Below are 6,829 nucleotides of genomic sequence, written 5' to 3'. Positions count from 1 at the left end.
TACTGCAGGGGGGACCCTGTGGGAGAGTAGGACGCCGCCGAACAATCATTGTGAAGAACCCCCGTCGGGAAACCGACGGGGGTTCTTTGCGTTCTCCCCTATTTCCGGCGGAGCCGTCAGAGCGCGAGCTTGAAGCCCAGGTGGGAGGGGACGAAACCGAGGCGTTCGTAGAAACGGTGCGCGTCGGTACGGGTGATGTCGGAGGTCAGCTGGACGAGCTGGGCGTCGAGTTCGCGGGAGCGCGCGATCGCCCACTCGATCAGTTCGGTACCCAGGCCACTGCCGCGCTCGTCACCGTGGACCCGCACGCCCTCGATGACGGTGCGGGTGGCGCCCTTCCGTGAGAGGCCGGGGACGACGGTCAGTTGCAGGGTGCCGACGGTCCGGCCGGCGCGTTCGGCGACGACCAGGTGCTGGTGCGGGTCGGCGTCGATGCGGTCGAACGCGGTGCGGTAGGGGGTGAGATCGTCGGGGCTCTCGCGGGTCGCGCCCAGGGGGTCGTCGGCGAGCATCGCGACAATGGCCGGCAGGTCGTCGCCGGTCGCCCGGCGGATCGTCAGATCGTTCATGGTCACACCCTAGAAGGGCGCTTTCCGTCATCAGCCGGGCGGGGCACTGGTGATGACGGCGAAGAGGGCGCCCTGGGGGTCGACGATCCGGGCCAGCCGGCCGACGCCGTGGACGTCCTCGGCGGGGAGCCGGACGGTGGCGCCGAGCCGTTCGGCGGCGGCGAGGGTGGCGTCGACGTCGGGCACCTCGAAGGAGGGGAGCCAGTGCGAGGAGATGCCGACGGCGGTGTCCTCGGGCGGGATCGGGCAGATCCCGCCGTGCGCGTCCGAGGTCCCGCCGCCGGGCGGGGTGAGCACCGTGTACAGGTCGAGGCCGAGCGGGACGTCCTGCTCCTGCCAGCCGAACACCGCGCGGTAGAAGGTCTTGGCGGCCTCGGCGTCGACGCTGAAGCACTCCGTCCAGCAGAGGCTGCCGGGCTCGGTGACGGTGTCCAGACCACGCATGCCGTGCGGTTGCCAGACCGCGAAGTCGGCGCCGGTCGGGTCGGTGCAGCCGGTGGTGCGGCCGCTGGTGAGGACGTCGAAGGGACCGAAACGGATGCGGCCGCCGGCCTCGCGGACCAGGGCCGCGGTGCGGTCGGAGTCGAGGGTGCGGAAGTGGACGGTCCAGGCGGCCCGGTCGCCGGAGGAGCCGGAGGCGTCGGTGGGGCCGAGGGCGGCGACCGTCCGGCCGTTCTGCCGGAAGAGGCCGTGGCGGGCGGTTCCGGGGCCGGTCGCGGTGGTCCAGCCGAACAGCCCGGTGTAGAAGGCGGCCGAGGCCGGGGTGTCCGGGCTGGCGAGGTCGAGCCAGTTGGGGGCGCCGGGCCGGAAGGCGGTGGTGAGCACGGTGTGGCACTCCTTCGACGTCGTGGCCCCTCCCGCCGGCTCCAGCCTGGCACTGCCGCCCGTGATGTCGCACCCGGACGGTACGGTGCGTAGCGGAAGTCGTTCCGCACGGTGACAGGAGGCCCGGTGGCCAGGCAGACAGCGGCGCGCACCGGAACGGGCACCGGCACCGGCGGTGGGGAGCAGGCGGTGCCGCGTCAGCTCGCCCAGGTCGAAGGGGTGCTGGAGCGGATCACGTACGCCAACGAGGAGACCGGCTACACCGTGGCGCGGGTCGACACCGGCCGGGGCGGCAACGATCTGCTGACGGTGGTCGGCGCGCTGCTCGGGGCGCAGCCGGGGGAGTCGCTGCGGCTGCACGGGCGCTGGGGGTCGCACCCGCAGTACGGCCGGCAGTTCGTGGTGGAGAACTACACGACGGTGCTGCCGGCCACGGTGCAGGGCATCCAGCGCTATCTGGGGTCGGGGTTGATCAAGGGGATCGGGCCCCGGTTCGCCGAGCGGATCGTGGAGCGGTTCGGGGCGGAGACCCTGGAGGTGATCGAGAACGAGCCGGGCCGGCTGATCGAGGTGCCGGGGCTGGGGCCGAAGCGGACGAAGAAGATCGCGGCCGCGTGGGAGGAGCAGAAGGCCATCAAGGAGGTGATGGTCTTCCTGCAGGGGGTCGGGGTCTCGACCTCGCTGGCTGTACGGATCTACAAGAAGTACGAGGACGCCTCGATCGGGGTGGTCAAGAACGAGCCGTACCGGCTGGCCTCGGAGGTGTGGGGCATCGGCTTCCTCACCGCGGACCGGATCGCGCAGGCCGTGGGCATCCCGCACGACAGCCCGGAGCGGGTGAAGGCGGGTCTGCAGTACGCGCTGTCCCAGAGCAGCGACCAGGGGCACTGCTATCTGCCGGAGGAGCGGCTGATCGCGGACGGGGTGAAGCTGCTCCAGGTGGACGTGGGGCTGGTGATCGACTGCCTGGCGGAGCTGGTCGCCGCCGAGGGGGTGGTGCGCGAGCAGGTGCCGGGGGCGGCGGGGGAGCCGATCACGGCGGTGTACCTGGTGCCGTTCCACCGGGCGGAGGTCTCCCTGGCCAATCAGTTGCTGCGGCTGTTGCGGGCGGACACCGACCGGATGCCCTGGTTCGGGGACGTGGACTGGCCGGCGGCGCTGAGCTGGCTGGCGCGGCGGACGGGGGCGGAGCTGGCGCCGGAGCAGGAGGAGTCGGTGCGGCTGGCCCTGACCCAGCGGGTCGCGGTGCTGACCGGCGGCCCCGGTTGCGGCAAGTCGTTCACGGTGAAGTCGATCGTGACCCTGGCGCTGGCGAAGCGGGCCAAGGTGGTGCTGGCGGCGCCGACCGGGCGGGCGGCCAAGCGGCTGGCGGAGCTGACCGGGGTGGCGGCCTCGACCGTGCACCGGCTGTTGGAGCTGCGGCCGGGCGGGGACGCCGCGTACGACCGGGACCGACCGCTGGACGCGGACCTGGTGGTGGTCGACGAGGCGTCGATGCTGGACCTGATTCTGGCGAACAAGCTGGTCAAGGCGGTGGCACCGGGCGCGCACCTGCTGTTCGTGGGGGATGTGGACCAGCTGCCCTCGGTGGGTGCCGGGGAGGTGCTGCGGGACCTGCTCACGGAGGGCGGGCCGATTCCGTCGGTGCGACTGACCAGGATCTTCCGGCAGGCGCAGCAGTCGGGTGTGGTGACCAACGCGCACCGGATCAACGAGGGCCTGCCGCCGTTGACCGAGGGACTCCCGGACTTCTTCCTGTTCGCGGAGGACGACACGGAGCTGGCGGCGGGTCTGACGGTGGACGTGGTGGCGCGGCGGATCCCGCAGAAGTTCGGCTACGACGCCCGGCGGGACGTCCAGGTGCTGGCGCCGATGCACCGGGGTCCGGCGGGGGCGGGGAACCTCAACACGCTGCTCCAGGCGGCGGTGACGCCGGCCAGGGAGGGGCTGGCGGAGCGGCGGTTCGGCGGGCGGACGTTCCGGGTGGGCGACAAGGTCACGCAGATCCGCAACAACTACGACAAGGGGCAGAACGGGGTCTTCAACGGCACAGTGGGAGTGGTGACGTCCCTCAGCGCGGACGACCAGCGGTTGACGGTGCTGACGGACGAGGACGAGGAGGTGCCGTACGACTTCGACGAGTTGGACGAGCTCGCGCACGCCTACGCGGTGACCATCCACCGGTCGCAGGGGAGCGAGTACCCGGTGGTGGTGATTCCGGTCACCATGTCCGCGTGGACGATGCTTCAACGAAATCTGCTCTACACGGCGGTGACCAGGGCCCGAAAACTGGTTGTGCTGGTGGGGTCACGGAAAGCGATCGCCCAGGCGGTTCGCAGTGTCAGTGCAGGTCGGAGGCATGCCGCGCTCGATCACCGGTTGGCGTCTGGATGATTCTCCAAGGGATGCTTGCCTCTATTGTTCTCTTGACGTGAAGAGATTTACGGCAGAGCCTGGTGGGGTGCCGATCTTGTCCGGTTCGTACCGGCTGCGGCGGCAGGTTTTGTAGGGGCGGGCCCTTTCGGGTCACCCCGGGTGCGCGGCTGTCCGCCGGATGGGGGATGGTAGAGACAGTCAGGGCACCTTGGAAGAGGATTCATTTCGTCGGTGAGGAAGACGTGAGCGACAACTCGGTAGTACTGCGGTACCAGGACGGCGAGTACGAGTACCCCGTCGTCGAGAGCACTGCGGGCAACGCCGGCTTCGACATCTCGAAGCTGCTCCCGCAGACCGGCCTGGTCACCCTGGACAACGGCTTCGGCAACACCGCCGCCTACAAGTCCGCGATCACCTTCGTGGACGGTGACAACGGCATCCTGCGGTACCGCGGTTACCCGATCGAGCAGCTCGCCGCCAAGGGTGACTTCATCGAGACCGCCTACCTGCTGATCAACGGCGAGCTGCCGAACGCGGGTCAGCTGGCGGAGTTCAACCGCGAGATCACCCAGCACACCCTGCTGCACGAGGACGTCAAGCGCTTCTTCCAGGGCTTCCCGCGGGACGCCCACCCGATGGCCATGCTGTCCTCGGTGGTCGGCGCGCTGTCGACGTTCTACCCGGAGAGCCACAACCCGTTCGACGCGGCCCAGCGCCACCTGTCGACGGTCCGCCTGCTGGCGAAGCTCCCGACCATCGCGGCGTACGCGTACAAGAAGGCGATGGGCCAGCCCTTCGTCTACCCGCGCAACGACCTGAGCTACGTCGAGAACCTCCTCCGGATGACCTTCGCGGTCCCGGCCGAGGACTACGAGCTCAACCCGGTCATCGTCAACGCGCTGGACAAGCTGCTGATCCTGCACGCGGACCACGAGCAGAACTGCTCGACCTCCACCGTCCGCCTGGTCGGCTCCAGCCACGCCAACCTGTTCGCCTCGATCTCGGCGGGCATCTCGGCGCTGTGGGGCCCGCTGCACGGTGGCGCCAACCAGGCCGTGCTGGAGATGCTGGAGGGCATCCAGAAGGACGGCGGCGACGTCGACGCCTTCATCACCAAGGTCAAGAACCGCGAGTCCGGCGTCAAGCTGATGGGCTTCGGCCACCGCGTGTACAAGGCGTTCGACCCGCGCGCCGCGCAGGTCAAGCTGCTCGCCCACGAGGTGCTCGGCCAGCTCGGCAAGTCGGACGAGCTGCTGGAGATCGCGCTCAAGCTGGAGGAGCACGCGCTCAAGGACGACTTCTTCGTCTCGCGCAAGCTCTACCCGAACGTGGACTTCTACACCGGTCTGATCTACCGCGCCATGGGCTTCCCGACCAGCATGTTCACCGTGCTGTTCGCCCTCGGCCGGCTGCCGGGCTGGATCGCCCACTGGCACGAGATGATCAACGACCCGACCAGCCGGATCGGCCGTCCGCGGCAGATCTACACCGGCGTCGAGATCCGCGACTACGTCGGGATCGACGCCCGCTGACGCCAAGCGCACGCCCTGACACCGTGCCACGAGGGCCCGGCCGCATTCCTGCGGCCGGGCCCTTGGTCTTTGCGCCTTCGGTGCGGCGCACGACTCCGGGGGCGGCTGCGGGCCCGGGACGGCCGCTCAAAGCGTCCCAGACCCCCGCCACACCCCGGCGTCGTGCGCGAAGGCCGCCAACCTCGGCGACCGACCCGGGGCCCGCCGGAGCCCCGTCGGCGACAGTGGTGGCCACGCGTCGACGTCGTGCCGTTCGCCACGTCTTCGCCCACCGGAAAAACTGCCGCACTACCAACCTAAGACGTATCAGCGTGCGAGAAGTTACGCCCGGGGGGTGTGAGCTGCCTCTCGCCACGCTCCGTGTGCGTGCGGTACGGGCTCCATATCACACCTTCCGCCGGCGGCGACGTCACCCTCCCCGCAGTCACGGCAACCGAGCGTGATAGGAATCGTGGCATTCCGGTACGGACCGCCCGCACCTCGCAGCGTGGCGGCGGAGCTGGGGAGGGAGTGCGCGGATGACCAGGAACGTGGTTGTCACCGGCGGTGGCACGGGGATCGGGTACGAGGTGGCGCGGCGGTTCGCCGAGGCCGGCGAACAGGTCGTGATCGTCGGTCGGCGGCGCGCGGTGCTGGAGGAGGCCGCCACCACCCTCGGGTCGAACGTGACCCCGCTGATCTGCGATCTCGCCGACCCGGACGCCGTCGAGGCCGCGCTCGCCGAACTGCCCGAGCGGGTCGACGTGCTGGTGAACAACGCCGGCAGTCGGGAGACGGTGATCGGCGCCGGGCCGCACGCCCTGCTGGCCCGCTGGCGCGGTGACTTCGAGCGCAATGTGCTGACCGTGGTGCTGCTCACCGAGTCGATCCGGGACCGGCTGACCGCGGGCTCCGGCCGGGTGGTCACCATCAGCTCGATCGCGGCGCTGCGCGGGGCGGGCTCGTACGGGGCGGCGAAGGCTTCGCTGCACGCCTGGAACAACTTCCTGGCCGCGCAGCTCGGCACCTCGGGCATCACGGCCAACATCGTCGCCCCGGGCACGGTGGCGGGCACCGAGTTCTTCGGGCCGAGGCTGGACGAGGCCGAGGTCTCCCGCCGGGCGGCGCGCACGCTGCTCGGGCGGATCGGGGAGACCGGCGAGGTGGCGGCGGCGGTGCAGTTCCTGGCCTCGCCGGAGGCCGGGTTCATCACCGGGGAGATCCTGCACTGCAACGGCGGCGAGCTGCTCGGCCGCTGAGAGCCGTCGAACGGCAGAGGGGCCCGTACCGCGGACGCGGTACGGGCCCCTCTGCCGTCTCCGGGGTACTAGCCGGCCTGGAAGGTGCGGAGCCGGAGGCTGTTGGTGAGCACGAAGACCGAGGAGAAGGCCATGGTGGCGCCGGCGATCATCGGGTTGAGGAGTCCGGCGGCGGCGAGGGGTATCGCGGCGATGTTGTAGCCGAAGGCCCAGAAGAGGTTGCCCTTGATGGTGGCGAGGGTCCTGCGGGAGAGGCGGATGGCGTCGGCGGCGGAGCGCAGGTCGCCGC

At 70.4% G+C, this 6,829-nt stretch carries 5 protein-coding genes and 1 pseudogene; 3 read left to right on the top strand and 3 right to left on the bottom strand.

What is annotated here, in order from left to right; genetic code table 11:
* Positions 1-116: 116 nt before the first annotated feature.
* Both ACIQ9P_RS39285 and ACIQ9P_RS39280 read right to left on the bottom strand, forming a co-directional pair.
* The gene (locus tag ACIQ9P_RS39285) at positions 117-569 is read right to left on the bottom strand and encodes a GNAT family N-acetyltransferase (protein ID WP_402367330.1); all 453 of its coding nucleotides are present in this window, start codon (positions 567-569) and stop codon (positions 117-119) included.
* A gap of 30 nt (positions 570-599) precedes the next feature.
* Positions 600-1,394 (bottom strand): VOC family protein, encoded by a 795-nt coding sequence (locus ACIQ9P_RS39280; protein WP_402367327.1) that lies wholly within the window; start codon positions 1,392-1,394, stop codon positions 600-602.
* A 189-nt stretch (positions 1,395-1,583) separates the two neighbouring features.
* On the opposite strand from ACIQ9P_RS39280, the gene ACIQ9P_RS39275 reads away from it, so the two are divergent.
* From ACIQ9P_RS39275 to ACIQ9P_RS39265, 3 genes are all read left to right on the top strand, one after another.
* Positions 1,584-3,788 (top strand): ATP-dependent RecD-like DNA helicase, encoded by a 2,205-nt coding sequence (locus ACIQ9P_RS39275; RefSeq protein ID WP_402367332.1) that lies wholly within the window; start codon positions 1,584-1,586, stop codon positions 3,786-3,788.
* Positions 3,789-4,012: 224 nt separating this feature from the next.
* On the top strand, positions 4,013-5,302 hold the full coding sequence (locus ACIQ9P_RS39270; RefSeq protein ID WP_402367323.1) for a citrate synthase: 1,290 nt from the start codon (positions 4,013-4,015) through the stop codon (positions 5,300-5,302).
* Between the two features lie 518 nt (positions 5,303-5,820).
* Entirely contained in the window at positions 5,821-6,540 is a 720-nt protein-coding gene (locus ACIQ9P_RS39265) for an SDR family NAD(P)-dependent oxidoreductase (RefSeq protein WP_402367320.1), read from the top strand.
* 68 nt (positions 6,541-6,608) lie between these two features.
* Here the strand turns inward: ACIQ9P_RS39265 and ACIQ9P_RS39260 are convergent.
* Positions 6,609-6,829 (bottom strand): annotated as a pseudogene (locus ACIQ9P_RS39260) (haloacid dehalogenase); the annotation flags it as partial.

Origin of the sequence: Kitasatospora sp. NPDC094019, assembly GCF_044764505.1 — a bacterium.
In the GTDB taxonomy this organism is placed as follows: Bacteria; Actinomycetota; Actinomycetes; order Streptomycetales; family Streptomycetaceae; genus Kitasatospora.
The sequence above is the reverse complement of the archived record's forward strand: the minus strand, read 5'-3'. Positions and strand labels throughout refer to the sequence as shown.